The 15,039-nt window shown below is 47.2% G+C and carries 10 protein-coding genes; 2 read left to right on the top strand and 8 right to left on the bottom strand.

What is annotated here, in order from left to right:
- Nucleotides 1-3: 3 nt before the first annotated feature.
- The 8 genes from LPA26_RS01515 to LPA26_RS01480 all read right to left on the bottom strand — a co-directional run bounded on the left by LPA26_RS01515 (nucleotide 4) and on the right by LPA26_RS01480 (nucleotide 9,925).
- Entirely contained in the window at nucleotides 4-1,713 is a 1,710-nt protein-coding gene (locus LPA26_RS01515; protein ID WP_229007070.1) for an alginate export family protein, read from the bottom strand.
- Nucleotides 1,714-1,772: 59 nt separating this feature from the next.
- Nucleotides 1,773-1,964: a YezD family protein gene (locus tag LPA26_RS01510; protein ID WP_229007069.1), complete on the bottom strand. Its 192-nt coding sequence runs from the start codon at nucleotides 1,962-1,964 to the stop codon at nucleotides 1,773-1,775.
- Between the two features lie 163 nt (nucleotides 1,965-2,127).
- The gene (locus LPA26_RS01505; RefSeq protein ID WP_229007068.1) at nucleotides 2,128-3,600 is read right to left on the bottom strand and encodes a porin; all 1,473 of its coding nucleotides are present in this window, start codon (nucleotides 3,598-3,600) and stop codon (nucleotides 2,128-2,130) included.
- Nucleotides 3,601-3,762: 162 nt separating this feature from the next.
- Nucleotides 3,763-5,307: a lysine--tRNA ligase gene (gene lysS, locus LPA26_RS01500; protein WP_229007067.1), complete on the bottom strand. Its 1,545-nt coding sequence runs from the start codon at nucleotides 5,305-5,307 to the stop codon at nucleotides 3,763-3,765.
- A 75-nt stretch (nucleotides 5,308-5,382) separates the two neighbouring features.
- On the bottom strand, nucleotides 5,383-6,528 hold the full coding sequence (locus LPA26_RS01495; protein ID WP_055871230.1) for a sensor histidine kinase KdpD: 1,146 nt from the start codon (nucleotides 6,526-6,528) through the stop codon (nucleotides 5,383-5,385).
- A 25-nt stretch (nucleotides 6,529-6,553) separates the two neighbouring features.
- Nucleotides 6,554-7,234 carry a response regulator transcription factor gene (locus LPA26_RS01490; RefSeq protein WP_055829398.1) on the bottom strand — a complete coding sequence of 227 codons (681 nt, stop codon included), beginning with the start codon at nucleotides 7,232-7,234 and terminating at the stop codon, nucleotides 6,554-6,556.
- Nucleotides 7,235-7,401: 167 nt separating this feature from the next.
- Nucleotides 7,402-7,977 carry a hypothetical protein gene (locus tag LPA26_RS01485; RefSeq protein WP_229007066.1) on the bottom strand — a complete coding sequence of 192 codons (576 nt, stop codon included), beginning with the start codon at nucleotides 7,975-7,977 and terminating at the stop codon, nucleotides 7,402-7,404.
- Between the two features lie 43 nt (nucleotides 7,978-8,020).
- Nucleotides 8,021-9,925: an ATP-binding cassette domain-containing protein gene (locus LPA26_RS01480; protein WP_229007065.1), complete on the bottom strand. Its 1,905-nt coding sequence runs from the start codon at nucleotides 9,923-9,925 to the stop codon at nucleotides 8,021-8,023.
- A 277-nt stretch (nucleotides 9,926-10,202) separates the two neighbouring features.
- On the opposite strand from LPA26_RS01480, the gene LPA26_RS01475 reads away from it, so the two are divergent.
- Nucleotides 10,203-14,069 (top strand): YhdP family protein, encoded by a 3,867-nt coding sequence (locus LPA26_RS01475; RefSeq protein WP_229007064.1) that lies wholly within the window; start codon nucleotides 10,203-10,205, stop codon nucleotides 14,067-14,069.
- 52 nt (nucleotides 14,070-14,121) lie between these two features.
- Complete coding sequence (locus tag LPA26_RS01470; protein ID WP_229007063.1) at nucleotides 14,122-14,979, top strand: carbon-nitrogen hydrolase family protein; 858 nt, start codon at nucleotides 14,122-14,124, stop codon at nucleotides 14,977-14,979.
- Nucleotides 14,980-15,039 lie beyond the last annotated feature (60 nt).

Below are 15,039 nucleotides of genomic sequence, written 5' to 3'. Positions count from 1 at the left end.
TATTTAGAAGCCGTACAAGGTTAATTCTGTGTAGAAAAAGTCAGAGCTATCGGAACGGTTCTGATCGTATCTTCCAATATTAGTGGCATTCGCACTTACTGCATTCTGAACAAAGTCGCCTGCCCAAAAGTGTGCATAACCCAAATTCAAAGAAGCGTATTGGTTGACTGGGAAGCGGACGCGCAAGTCAAACTCTTTACCCAAATCTTTTCCTGAGTTACCCGTTCTATCACGCAAGTTTGCGCCAGCTTGCCAACGATCCGAAGCTTGGTCCAAACGATACCAGCTAAAACCCGTATCCACTTTTACATTAGTCAAGAAAGGCACTTGTGGATCAAATTCAACACGTACTTTTGCTGCATGAATGTTTTCCATCTGAATATAGTCATTGTTAGACCATGGGCGAGCAAAACCAAACAGACGGTCAAAACGTCCACTATCTGTAAAGTCATTACCCGCTGGTGTAGTCTTATCTCCAGAAGCTACACCATAAGAACCACTAAATCTTGGTTTCCAGGAATGCTTTGCAAAGGTGTAACCAATTTCACCGTTGTATGCATAAGCGTCGTGATCAACAGTGATATAACGGCCGTTTGCTACAGTTGTTCCGATAAAGCGTTGTACATCCCCCCACTGTTTAACATAGCTGGCATCATAGTCCCACTGAGTGCCTGGCAATACTCCAAATACGCGAATACCGCCTGTATGTATTTCACGGTCAATTTTGAACTGAGCTTGCTCAAGTGCACTGTAGGTGCGGCGTTCTGAATAACCTATACCATTGGAGTCATAAGTAACATCGTCACCATTTTGCTTTAACAAGAAATAATAAGGTTGAATCGTCACATACTCAGACCAACGGCGCCAATCACCAATCACACCATAGAAGTTTTGTGAGTGATCCACTTCATCCAGCTTGTCTGTAAAACGTTGTACAGGTTGTACTGCAAACGCTTCCAGTTGCCAGTCATTCTTTTTCTCACCGATATTGGCGCGTACACCCTGGAATGTATTGGTGGTGTTACGCCATTCGTTACGAGCAATCAGACGGCGATCCAGACTTTCCCAAGCTAAACGTCCACCACGTATCCAGAATGGTCGGCTGTTACCAAGATCGTCTTTACCAAAGATGCTGTCTTTATAATAGAGCTCCAGGTAAGCCTGTACAAAGTCAGCCTTGTCCACATCGCGGGTATCATTACTACGAGTGTAATCACTATTATTACGACGTGAATCTTGCGCCTCTACTGCAAAGCGGAATGGATCTAAAATATTCTTAAGGCCTAAATAAGCTCGCGTGCGCAGTAAAATTGGATCATCAACATTTTCTCTGGCGCGACGGAAATCGTTATCACGGTGTTCATAGCGCGCACGATATTCCAAGCCAACATCCAGCCAGTCTACATCTGCGAATGTGTCATATTCTTTTAGCCAGGTTTTGTTAAGCTGTTTAACATAGCGTGGCGGCTCAGTTTCTTTTTGTGTACCGTAGCTGCGTCGCTCAACGTAATAGCCGTTGGCAGCTTTGGCAGCGGCCTTTTCTTCAGCCTTGATTTCGGTCAGACGCGCCTCTATTTTTTTCTTCTGCTCAGCATCTTCAACCTGAGCTTCAGTGGTCTCTTCCGCTGCGTTTGCTTGCGAAACCCCGACGACACCACTTGCCCACCATAGCCCGGTCGCAGCCATTGCGAGCGTTATTTTTTTGAACTGCATTTAAATCTCCCTAGTGAATAAAGCTTCCAGCCGTCTGGTCAGAGCCATAAAAACAATCATTACCTTTTCGATTTACTTGGTTCGAAACGTACTTTTTCGCGCCGTTCAATTTGAGTCACACGTCCGTCATGTACTGTAACCTCAATAGAGCCGTAACCGGTATCACGCTGCACAGCAACAATGGCTGCATTCACAGCAGCCAGCACAGCTTCGTCATAATCTATCTCCGGCTTAGTCAGTGTTGACGACATTGCGTTTCTCGCTTGTAGTGTTAATGAATGAGCGGGATTATTTCAGAATACGCATATTTTAAAAAATAATTATTTATTATTTTTATATTCTAATTTGTTATATATAAAAATAAAAAAATCCCGCCAAGTGGCGGGATTCAATTAAGAACTTATTATTTGATTATTAGAAGTTGTATTGCAACTGTACGCGCAATGCTTCTGCTTTGAAGTTTTCGTAATCTTCTCTAGGAGGGAGGTTGTTAGCAGCGATCCCAGTTGCGCCGGCAAAACGAGCCCCTGTCACTAAATTAGTACGATTCATACGGTGGTACACCATTGCAATTTCAACCTCTGGTGCCAATTGCCATTCAACGCCTAATTCCCAGTCATTCACATGGTTTTCCGGTGAGTTAGTTTCAGCCTTGTTATAGCCATCAAAATATTGCCATTTAACAAAAGGAATTAAAGTGCCATTGGTGCTTAAGAATTGGAAGTTATCAATCTTGTACATTGCCTGAACATAACCACCATTCAGGCTTTTCTTCTCAATGATATTTTTAGCAATATCTAAACCAGGCGTATTACCCCAGTTCCATTCTGCCTGAATACCGAAAGGTTGAGGATACATAATAAAACTGATACCTACGCGCTCATCCTCGATACCATTCCTGCCAGACATCGGTGTTGTTGCAGAACCTAGTGTTGGCGTAGCTGTAACGAGAGCGCCAGCGGCATTACGGCGACTATATGCCCCAGTAGTTGAGATGTAATCCCCTCTATAAGCCTGGATACCTGCTTCGTAAATTTGGCCGCTGTCTGTTTTCCATGGATAAGTAAAGCGGGAAACAACATGGTAGTTGTCATTTTGATCTCTGGCATTCGCGCCCTGGCCGTTATATAGACCAAGTGCAAACATACCGTAGTTACCAGAATGTTTTAAGCCCTGCTTGTTGATGTCTTCAAACAAAGCCTGAATGTCTGTAGGTGTGTAGTAGTAAAAAGCTCCCAAGTCACGCTCATCACGCACCGCACTGTTCAACGCATCGTTACGATCCAATGCGAGACGGTTCGAGCTTGATTGCAGGTTTTCAAAACCATAAGGTACTTTGGATTGACCGACACGAATACGGTGCACACGTGTTTTATCGATATAAACATCACCATAAGCATCACGCAATTGTGCAAAGTTACCGGCACCACTGGCGTTCGAGTTTGAAGTACCTCCAACGGAACTAGCGAAGTCCGGCTGGATGTAGTAGCTTAGATGATCACCGAAATCACCAAAGATAATCAGGCGTGCCCGGCGAATCAGGAAGTTTTTATCAGCATCCCCTAGAGACTTGTCATCACCCACAGAGCGGTCTGACCAAAGGTTTACACCTTCATCGCCACCCAGCATGGTTGTATTGCGTACCTGTACATAACCACGCAAGTTTACGCGGCTAGTCCAGCTTTTACTTTCTTTTTTCTTTTGAACTTCGACTTCGGTGTTGCGGCCTTTAGTCAGCAAAGCACCTTCTTCTTCAGTGAGTACTCCTTTAGACACCAGCGCCTGAACCAAATCAATATTTGAGTCTGCTGTTGCTGAAAATGACAAGCCGGCAAGCATGCTACCCGCCACCGCAGCTAGGACGATGCGATGCAATTTCGAATTCATATTTTTTCCCTGTTTGAAATCTATTTTATTGAAACAACGGGGCGTATTTTGAACAGGTAATATGACAATTTGATGACAACTATATGTCTTGGTACTAAAGAATCACTAGTCCGTTTATAGGCATAAAAAAAGCCACCCTTAGGTGGCTTTTTTTTGTTTAAACTATTGCTCAGCACGCATGTGCGGGAACAAAATAACATCGCGGATACTTGGGCTATCTGTAATCAACATGACCAACCGATCAATCCCAATACCACAGCCTCCAGTTGGAGGCATGCCGTATTCAAGTGCACGAATAAAATCGGCATCGTAATACATTGCCTCCTGGTCACCTGCTTCTTTGGCTTTCACTTGCGCCTGGAAACGTGCTGCCTGGTCTTCAGCGTCATTCAGCTCGCTAAAGCCATTGGCCATTTCACGACCGGTAATAAACAGCTCAAAGCGTTCAGTGATTTCAGGCTGCTTATCTGAAGCACGCGCCAATGGGGACACTTCAACCGGGTAATCAATAATATAAGTAGGTTGCCACAACTGACTCTCGGCCGTTTCTTCAAACAGGGATAATTGCAGTGAGCCTAACCCGGCGTGATCAAATGCTTTCACACCCAACTTGATCAATTCTTTACGCAGGAAATCTGCATCATTTAACTGCTCGAGTGTGTATTGCGGCGCATATTTCTGGATGGCGCCGATAATCGTCAGGCGCTCAAACGGCTTGCTTAGGTCCACTTCCTTATCCGCATAACTCAGCACTGCTGTACCGCGTGCTGCCACTGCGGCAGCGCGAATACATTGCTCGGTAAAATCCATCAACCAGTGATAGTCAGTGTAAGCCGCATAAAACTCCATCATGGTGAATTCAGGGTTATGGCGAACACTTAAACCTTCATTACGGAAATTACGGTTAATCTCGAACACACGTTCAAAACCGCCAACAACTAATCTCTTCAGATATAACTCAGGCGCAATACGCATAAACATCTGCATATCCAGCGCATTGTGGTGGGTAATAAATGGCTTTGCAGATGCACCGCCCGGGATTGGATGCAGCATGGGCGTTTCTACTTCAAGAAACTCATTTTCATTCATGAACTGGCGAATCGCATTCACCACTTTTGAACGTGCTTTAAAAGTTTCGCGGGTTTCTTCCGAAGTGATTAGGTCTACATAACGCTGACGATATTTGGTTTCCTGATCTTGCAAGCCATGGAATTTTTCTGGCAACGGACGCAAGGATTTGGTCAACAGGCGTAATTCGGTCACATGCAGGGATAATTCACCGGTACGGGTTTTAAACAGCCGGCCGCGAGCGCCCAGAAAATCTCCCATGTCCCAGTGTTTAAAACTTTCGTAAAGCTCTTCGCCGATCTCATCGCGCGCTATATACAACTGAATCCTGGCACTGCTATCTTGAATCGTCGCAAAACTGGCTTTGCCCATCACTCGTTTCAACATCATCCGGCCAGCAACAACTGCCGGAATCTCCTGTGGGTCCAGCGTCTCTTTATCGATTTCGCCATACTTGGCTTGCAAATCAGCTGCTTTATGTTCAGGCCTGAAATCGTTTGGGAAAACTGCTGACTGGGTAGCTGCTGCCTGTTCGCGCATCAGGCGCAATTTTTCCCTGCGTTCTGCGATGACATGGTTTTCGTCAATGGCCACTTCATTTGTTGCTGTTGAAGGTTGATTGGATGGTTGTACTGTCATAGTTATCCGGCTTTTCGCCTGAGTGATCTTTAAAACCGCTTATTTTAACATTGTTGCAGGTGAATACGTGTGAATTCAGCCAGCAGAAGACTTGTTGGCCAATGGCAAATGTATGCGCACCATAAAACCAATCGGGGATAAGTTCGAGGCTTTCACATAACCGCCATGGGCTTCGACAATGTGTTTGGTCATCGCCAGGCCAATACCATGACCATCAATTTGTGAAGCACTGCGCCCGCGGATAAATGGCTTGAAAATCTGCTCAAGCTCTTGCTGCTCCACGCCATTGCCTTGATCCTGTACTTCAATAATGACTTCGCCAGTGCGCTCGCTGCGCTGTAACTCAATCGCGACCTTACCCAATGCAGGGCCATATTTCACTGCGTTGCGGACCACATTTTCAATCGCACGCTGCAATAACTCCAGTTGGCCATTTATCAAAATCACTTTGTCAGGCATATCCAGGTGAATACGCGCATCCTGCTTTTCAAACTGTACATCCCCCACAATTCCAGCAAGCAATCCCTTTAAATCGAGATCAGTTTTTTGCAGTTTTTGCATGCCGGATTCCAGGCGAAAAATCTCCAGCAATTCGGCAATCATCTTTTCCATCCGCACCGCCTCAAGTTCTACACGTTGCAATGAGCTTTGCATTTTCTTGGGGTTTTGCATCACCAGTCCAACGGCCATTTGAATGCGCGCCAGTGGCGAACGCAGTTCATGCGATACATGATGTAGCATATTGGATTGGCTTTTGATCATGCTGTTCAAACGCAAGGCCATCAAATCAAACGCAGCACCTAGCTCGGCAAACTCATCATGGCTCACCTTGATTTTAGGGCTGACGCGAATGAGGAGATTGCCATCAGCGGCAGTCTTCAAATGTTCAAGCAGCAGTTTAATCGGGTGAGAAATTGACCAGGCCAGTATGCCGGCAAAAATGGCACTGGTGATTAAACAAAAAACCAGCGCGGAAAAAGGGAAATTTAATAACAGCTCAACATAATTGAGCTCATTGGAAGAGTGGACGTAACCGGTCTGGTTTTGAGAGCTAGGCGCAGGTGTAGAACGATTTGCAGCTGACCATGATTGCGAGGGCACTTTCTGCATGTGCGGATGTTTCTGGTGCAGTTCCCACTGCACTATGTTCCCTACCGTAATGACGGTTGAGATCAAAGCCAGAAATAACGCTGCAAACAGCTTCCAGAAAAGGCGCCCCATAGCCCCCGCTATCAAGTATTAATAATTAGTCCCGGACTAACTGGTATCCGACGCGATAAATAGTCTGGATCACGTTTACGCCACCTGAAGCTTCTGAGATTTTTTGACGGATACTGCTCAAGTGCACATCAATGCTACGGTCATATTTAACCAAAGAGCGACCTAAAGCTTTTATAGATAAATCCTCTTTGCTGACGATTGTACCGGCATGTTTGGCAAGAATCTCGATCAAACTGAATTCGGTGCTGGTAAATACAATCGGCTGGTCGCCCCAAAATACTTTTCTGCGCTCACCGGAAACAATTAATTGTCCCACCACGATATCATTACCTTTAGGGCCATCGCTATTCTGGCGACGCAGAATGGCACGAATACGGGCAACTAGCTCACGCGGCAGACAGGGCTTTTGCACATAGTCGTCAGCACCGCCTTCAAGACCTTCGATACGGCCTTCGTTATCATCTTTTGCCGTCAGCATCAGTACAGGAATATCTGAATGCTGTCTGATATTTTTTAAAGTTTGCATACCATCTTGACCTGGCATCATGACGTCAAGAATCACCAGCTCAAATTTGCCAGCCAGCACATATTGCTCACCGGTTAATCCATCGTGGGCAGTGGTAACGCCAAAACCTTCTTGCGTCAGAAACTCCTTCAGCATGTTAGCTAATTCGACATCATCGTCAATCAACAGCAGTTTGCTCATTTTATCCTCTTACTGATTAATTGAAGGCTAGGACCTAAACCGTGGGATCTTATCGAAGAAACATATTGATTAACATGCGTTAAGCAATAAATTTACTAAAGTTTTCAAAGTATGTCAAAATTGTTAACAATATTAAATTATACATGTAAGTAATTTAGATCAATATATTAAATTGCACTGAAAGCTTCACATAATTGGCTAAGGAGTTGCCCAAACAATGGCAACACTTCTGCAGCGTCATGCGGACTATCATCATCTGTGGCGGCAACTATATAACTAATGGTGACTTTATCAAGATTTTCCCGATATTCCAGCCAGTGTTCAGCATCAGCTTCTGCAATCAATTTGAATTTGTGAAAACCGGACTCAATAATTTCAGCCAGCAACTCTGGTGCAATTCCTTCAAATAAAGTACTACCGATCACCACTTGAGCTTCATCATAATCCGGCTGATGCTCCTCCTGTATCAGTGGCATAAACAGAAACGCATATACCATCAAGGCAAAACATTGGTACACACCCAACATCTCAAAGTCGCTTTGTAACTCTTCACCGGGGTGCCGCTCAGCGGCTTGAATAGCCCTGAAAGTAACGAAACTGGCAATGTAATAAGTTGCTTGTTCAACATCTGCACTCGCAAATGCAGCCCTGGCTTCGTCTTCTGAACGCCCTGTCGCCTGCCTGGTTTCTACCTGGCATAACTGATGCAATAATTTAACACGCTCGGTGTAGGTCATTTCCATGTTTGATCTTTCTTCAAGTAATCTCTTTATGGTGAATCATGAATTACTCAGGTAACGCTTCGAGTTTTTCCTGACACTCCAGCCACTGGACTTCTATTATTTCCAATTGTTTTTTGTTTTCTGCTTGCGCCATCAGCACTTTTTGTAAAGTAGCTTTTTGCTCAACGTTGTAAATATCACTATCAGCCAGCTGACTTTCTAATAAATTTTTCTCAGTTTCCAGCTTTGCTAATTGTGTTTCCAGACTGGCTAACACTTTAACCAAAGGGCGCCGCTCGTTCAGCCTAGCCTGGCGGTCAGCTTTTTGTTGATGATAACTGTTTTGCTTGGGAGTAGATGAGCTCTCACTGGCAACGGATGTTTGACCTTGCGTTTGTAAGTGTTGCTTGTAATCTTCGAGGTCACCATCAAATACTTCCGCTTTGCCATCGGCCACCAGCAAAAACTTTTCGCAACAGGTTGCCAGCAAAGTACGATCGTGAGAGACCATCACCATTCCGCCTTCATACGCCTGCAATGCCAACGATAATGCGTGCCGCATTTCTATATCCAGGTGATTGGTGGGCTCATCCAGCAAAATCAGGTTAGGCCGCTTCCAGATCAGCATGGCTAATGCCAGCCTGGATTTCTCCCCTCCTGAAAACGGACCACAGGCGGTTTTGGCCATTTCCCCGCGAAAATCAAAACTGCCGAGAAAATCCAGCAACTCCTGTTCGCGCGCTGTCGCGTCCAGCCGTTGCAAATGTTGCAATGGCGAGTCGGTTGCAACCAGTTGCTCCAACTGATGCTGGGCAAAATAACCGATGCGTAAATCCTTACCTTCAATGCGCTCCCCGGACAACAAAGTCTCCGACTGTGCCAGCGTTTTAATCAACGTCGATTTACCGGCTCCGTTTTTACCTAACAATCCTATGCGCTCACCTGGGCGGATCGCCAGATGTGCGAAACTGACCAGCACTTTGTCGTGATAGCCCAGTTTGGCTTGGTTTAAAACCAGCAACGGGTCAGGTGCAGACCCCAGTTCCCTGAAACCAAAGCTAAATGGCGAATCAACATGCGCGGCACTGATGCGCTCCATGCGTTCAAGTGCTTTTATACGGCTTTGCGCCTGTCTGGCCTTGGTCGCTTGCGCGCGGAAACGGTCAATATACTTTTGCAAGTGCGCAACCTGTTGTTGCTGCTTGTGGTAACTGGCCTGCTGCAATGCCAGCTTTTCAGCCCGTTGCCGTTCAAAATCGCTGTAGCCACCACGGTATAAATCCAGCCTGCGCTGCTCAATATGCAAAATATGATTGACTGTATTATCAAGAAATTCACGATCATGCGAGATCAATAACAAAGTTCCCTGATAAGCATTAAGCCAGCTTTCCAGCCAAATCACTGCCTCAATATCCAGGTGATTGGTGGGCTCATCCAGCAACAGCAAATCAGAACGGCACATAAGGGCACGTGCCAGATTCAAGCGCATACGCCAGCCACCGGAGAAATCACTCACAGCCTGTGATAACTGTGCTTGGGAAAAGCCCAGGCCGGCTAATAAAGTGCTTGCTCTTGATTCAGCACTGTAACCATCGATATCGGCAAGGCGTTGATGCCATTCGGCTACCAACAATGGATCAGCATTATCATGGTCATCAGCAGAATGTGCTTTTCCCAGATGTGCCTGCAATGTACGCAGTTCTTCATCACCATCCAGCGTATAGTCCAGTGCCGATTGCGACAGTGCCGGGGTTTCCTGGGCAACATGCGCGATCACCCAATGTGCAGGAATCAACAAATCGCCTGCATCAGCGACCAGTTCACCGCGAAGCAGCGCAAATAAAGTAGATTTACCAGCACCATTGGCACCTGTTAAACCAACCCGATGGCCGGGATGCAATTGAAAACTGGCATCTTCAACCAGTGCTTTGCCGGCTCTTGAAAAAGTCAGTTGCTTAAACTGAATCACTGCTGACTACTTTCACTTAACCTGATGCGTATTGTGTGACTTTTCATTTCCTTGACCTGACCCTGAACTAACGCGCGATAATCGCCCAACCGCGCTTAAACCTTAAAATACTGATCCCGCGACGGGCCAGAACCCTGCAAATTCGGCATTTTAAACGATTCGCCTGCATCAGACTGCATAATTCTCCCTTTACGCCAGCATCCGCTACAGTGCTGCAACTGTTTTCGAGTAAAATAGTCAGTTGATAAACCCCTGCATTCAAGACCCGCCTCTGCTCATGCCCCTGCAAAAAATTAAACGCTGGCTACTCACTCTGCTTATTGTCATATTGGTAGTCCTGGCAGGCATGATCGCGGTGATCCAGTTTTATGTTTTCCCCCATATTGATGATTACAAAGATCGCATTGCGCAGAAACTAAGCCAATCGATGAAGCAGGAAGTCACGATTGCGCACATAGGCATTCGCTGGCGTGGCTTGGCGCCACAGGTATCGCTTGGGGATGTCACCATATTCGACACGCAAAAGCGCCCTGCCCTTGAACTTTCACGAATCACCACCCGCTTGTCCTGGAGCAGCCTGGTGCTGTTGTCACCTTCCCTCATCAGCCTGCGCATTGATGCGCCTAACCTGATTATCCGGCGCACCGCCGACGGGGAGCTTTTCCTGGCAGGGATTTCCATGTCAGGCAAGGGCGACCCGGCATTTTCCAACTGGTTGCTGGAACAAAGACGTATCAAGATCACCCACGCTACGGTGACCTGGGTAGATGAACAGCGCCAGGCGCCGCCTTTGCTGCTGGAAGACCTGAATATAGAAATACTGACACCAGTCTGGCAGCGCCTGCTAAACCGGCATACGGTGCATATGGATAGCCTGGTTTCTAACGGCACTAAACAACGTATTACGCTGGATTCTGTGCTGGTCGGAGATGACGTGACAAAGCCTGAGGCATGGCACGGCGAAATATCTCTGCGCTTGCCGCAAATCGACTTGGCGGCCTGGAGCCCTTGGCTGGACTTACCGTTAAAAGTGCATACAGGACAAGGCAGCATGACCTCGACGCTGGCTTTTAAAGCGATGCAACTGCAACGTATGGCCGCACAAATCAATTTAAAGTCAGTTTCCGTTACCCCGCCCAATACAACAGAAACTTTTTTGGCCGATAGCATGAGTGGTGAGTTTCGCTGGCAGCGCGTAGAGCAACGCCACATGATCTATCTGAAACACATTTCTGCCGACATCCAGCCCGGTCTGAAGCTTGATGATGCGAATGGCGAGTTGCAATGGGACGCCCATGGTCATGAAGGCGTGCTGACCGTGAAAAAAATCGCACTTGAGCAGGGAGCGTTATTTGCAAAATGGCTGGATTCGCAATCTGAAGCCGCTAACTATGTTGACCAAATCGCCCCTGCTTTCAATGCTGGTCAAATCAAGCTACGCTGGCTTTATCAGCAGGATAAATGGCAAGACTATGCGGTTGAAGCTAACCTGAATGCCGTGCATACCAAAGCTTATGAACAGTTGCCGGGCCTGAAGAATTGGTCAGGGCGATTATCGCTGCATCCGAATGCAGGCAGCATTGACCTCGACACGCAGAATGCCAGTATCGACTTAGCAAAAATTCTACGTTGGCCGGTACCGATTGACCGTTTGCAGGGCAACATCGAGTGGGACAACAACGGCAAGAAGCTATTAATCAGCACTCACAATCTGCAACTTTCAAACCCGCACATCGCCGTTCGCACCAACCTGGAATATCAACTCGGTGCTGCCGGGGGTGACACTATTCAATTGCAAAGCCAGATTGAGCGTGGCGATGCCAAACACGCGCCATTCTATTACCCGCTTATTCTTGGTGAATCTACGCTGCATTGGCTGGATACCTCGATTCTCTCCGGACAGATCCGCCGCGGCGAAGTACTGATCAAAGGCCGCATGAAAGACTTTCCGTTTGTGAATGCAGCGCACCAGGCAGACCCTGCACTGGGAATATTCAAAGTTACCGCCCAGGTAGATCATGCCAGCCTGGAATACGGTACTGGCTGGCCTTTGGTCCAGAACGTAGATGCCTGGCTTAAGTTTGAAGGCAAGCATATGGATATCTCGGTGAAAAACGGCACTACGGTAGGCCAGCACATCACACAGGCACACGTTGAAATTCCACAGCTTGATGCTGATTGGCCCATGCTCAATGTGAAGGCAACAGTAGTTGGCAGTGTCGAGCAAGGGGTTAAATTTGTGAACACCAGCCCTGTACGAGAAGTAACGATGGGCTTTACCGACTACCTGAAAGCCAACGGTGATGCCGAGTTGAAACTGGCCTTACAAATCCCCTTGAACGATGTGGATGCCAGCAGGTTTCAAGGGGATTATGCGATTAAAAATGGTCGCATCGCGGCAAATGCTCAAATCGCATTACCGGAGATGAACAACATCAACGGCCACCTGAAATTTACTGAAAAAGGCCTGCAGGCGCAGGCTGTACAATTGTCGATGTTTGACAACCCGGCAACCATCAGCCTGAACACCCAAAGTGATAAGTCAGTGATTATCCAAGGCAGCGGGCGCATCACCGATGTTGCGCTCAAAAAAATGGATACCAACTTGCTGACTAAAGCGTTACATGGCACCACCGACTGGAAAAGTAATATCCTGATCCAACCACCTAACAATGTCCGCCTGGATATCCGCTCGCAGTTGATTGGCATGGCGGTTGATTTACCCGAGCCGATGAAAAAAACGGTTGAAACACCGGCCAATTTAACCATCCGCTTACGTCAGGAAAACAACCAGCCTGACAAAATTGCCATTCATTATAACGACTGGTTGCATGCCAACTTCTTGCGTACTACCAGCGGCTCGGAGTCGCAAATCAGTGCTGGCGAAATTTCGGTTAATACGCCACCGCGTATGCCATCCACCGATGGCATCAACCTGCGTGCGGATTTCGAGAAACTGGATGTCGATGAGTGGCTGGCTTACACCAGTCAGGGCTCTGGTTCAAACACTGACGTTGCTCGAACTGCAGATATCCCGCTGAACCGTATTGAACTCAATGCCGGTACATTGCATGTGTTTGATCGCAACCTGCACCAGATCAAACTGAATGTCACCCCTGACCAGGACCGGCTGAAAATGACGATCCAGAGCCAGGAACTGGCTGGTGATGTAGACTGGATATCCGTCAAACCGAATAACAAGTTGATCGCAAAATTAAGTTATTTAAAAGTGCCGAGGAGTATGGATACAGATGAAACAACTACGGCAACCACTGAGGTGCGTCGCCTGAACATGACCTATCCCGAAGTGGAAATTTCAGCACAGGATTTCCAGTTTGGCGACAAACAGCTGGGCAGCCTGGATATCAAGGCCTTTAACAGCGGTGAAAACTGGGTAATCCAGAAAATGAATCTTAATAGCCCTGATAGCCAGCTTACCGCTGATGGCACCTGGCGTAACTCCGTACGCAACCCGCAAACGTCACTTAAATTCAATTTGATTTCAAACAACCTGGGCAAAACCTTGCAACGCTTCCAGCCTAGCGGTGAAATGGTCAAAGGTGGCACCGGCAATATGGCCGGACAAGTTGGCTGGCCTGGTAGCCCGCATCAATTTGCCGTTGAGCGCCTGGATGGTAATTTCAGTATGCAACTTGAAAAAGGCCAAATCCTTAAAGTGCAGCCAGGGGTGGGCCGGTTGCTTGGGTTGTTAAGCTTGCAAAGTTTGCCGCGCCGGTTAACGCTGGATTTCCGTGATTTATTCAGCCAGGGCTTTGCGTTTGACAAGATCACCTCTACCGCCAACATCCGCGATGGCATTTTGCGCAGTGATGACTTGTTTATGACCGGGCCGGCTGCCGAAGCCAGACTGAAAGGTGAAACCAATTTAAAAACTGAAACCCAGCGTCTTAAAGTCAAAGTGACTCCGCATATCACAGACTCAGTCTCCCTGGCTGCACTGGCAGCGGGTCCGATTGTCGGTGTTGCAGCATTTGTCGCGCAAAAACTGTTGAAAGACCCACTCAACAAAATCAGCGCCAGTGAATATATGATTACGGGAACCTGGGATAATCCACAAGAGGTTGAAATTGATAAAACAGCGCCAACTAAGACGCCTGTTCAACCCTTGAAAAATGCTCAGTGATGTCAAACTGACTTAGATTCTAAATTTATTTAGTACCAACGGAAAAGATGCCATGGCAGACAATAAAACTAAAAAACTGAAATCCGCAGCTAAAGAGGATATCATCAAGGTCGCCGCTATCCAGATGGCGTCCAGCCCTAGCGTGGCCGCAAATCTGGTAGAGGCCAAGCGATTGATTGAGATGGCCGTCGAACAAGGCGCAAGGCTGGTGGTGTTGCCCGAATACTTCTGCATCATGGGCCTGAAAGATACAGACAAAGTGGCTATCAGCGAGAAACAGAATGACGGGCCTATCCAGCACTTTCTGAGTAAAACTGCCAAAGCTTTCAAGATATGGATTGTTGCCGGATCGGTACCCATGCAAAGCAATCAGCCAAAGAAAATCCGCAACAGCTGCCTGGTGTATAACGAAAAAGGTGATCAGGTTGCCCGTTATGACAAGATCCACCTGTTTGGCCTGGACATGGGCACCGAGCACTACCACGAAGAAAACACGATAGAGCCTGGGGATAGCGTGGTTGCGATTGACACGCCTTTTGGCCGCATAGGCTTGGCAATTTGTTATGACCTGCGCTTCCCTGAATTATTCCGCGCCATGGGTGAAGTCGATATGATTGTTTTGCCATCAGCGTTTACAGAAACCACCGGCAAAGCCCACTGGGAAACGCTGGTGCGTGCCCGCGCCATTGAAAATATCTGCTATGTGGTCGCCTCTGCCCAGGGCGGTTACCACCTTTCAGGCCGTGAAACCCACGGTAACAGCATGATAGTCGACCCCTGGGGCGTGGTGCTGGACAGACTACCACGTGGATCAGGGATTGTAATTGCCAACATCAACCGCAATTATATTAAGAACCTGCGTCAGAGCCTGCCGGCTTTGAAACACAAAACAATTACCGCTATTTCATGAAAATGCTGAGCCGCGCTACGGCACTCTTTTCATCAAATTTATTCCAACTATTAGTCTTAA

Source organism: Methylophilus sp. Leaf408 (genome assembly GCF_916856905.1).
GTDB lineage: Bacteria > Pseudomonadota > Gammaproteobacteria > Burkholderiales > Methylophilaceae > Methylophilus.
The sequence above is the reverse complement of the archived record's forward strand: the minus strand, read 5'-3'. Positions and strand labels throughout refer to the sequence as shown.